Genomic DNA, 640 nt, shown 5'->3' on the forward strand with positions numbered 1-640 from the left:
TCGCGAAGTCCTGGCGCTTCTTGGCCGAGGCGACGAACGACGTCACCAGCCAGCTGCGCGTGGCGGCGGCCTTGCGGGCATCGTGACCGAACTCGAAGTACTGGTCGGCCAGCTCGGCGAGCGCCAGTCCTTCCAAATAGCCGCGGAAGAAGGTGAGGTGCTGCAGGCCGATCCGGCGCTCGGCGGCCGCGTCGCGGCGTGCTTGGCGTGAGCGCGCCTTGCGGCGGGCCGCCGGTGTCGTCGCAAGGCGTGGCGCGGCCGGTAGCTCGCGAAATTCGACGTCGAGCACGTCAGGTTCGTCAATCGGCATGGGCGTGGTCAGGGACTACGGAAACCGTGTTGTTTGATACAGTGCCGCGCGATGGCCGGATGCGTCGACGCGGCGCGAGCGAGGGGAGGGTGGCGCGATGACGCCGCCCCGATCGCCGATGATCGGCCGGCGGGCCTTGCTGGGCAAGGCTACGCCGCAGCTTCGCCCGGAAACAGGGCATTTCAGCCGATAAAGTGAAGGGTAACATAGTAAATGATATGAACGCCTCCCACCCGTGATCGGTGGGAGCCGGCAGGAAGGCGGAGCCTCACGGACCGACGGCATCAGAGTGCCCAGATGGAAGACCATAGAGGTTTTCCTGGCAAACCG

The 640-nt window shown here is 66.2% G+C and carries 1 pseudogene; it reads right to left on the bottom strand.

Features of this window, described 5'->3' with window-relative positions:
• Positions 1-310: pseudogene (locus G3O00_RS43065) on the bottom strand (integrase); the annotation flags it as partial.
• Positions 311-640 lie beyond the last annotated feature (330 nt).

Source organism: Burkholderia sp. Ac-20384 (genome assembly GCF_017104605.1).
Lineage (GTDB): Bacteria > Pseudomonadota > Gammaproteobacteria > Burkholderiales > Burkholderiaceae > Burkholderia > Burkholderia lata.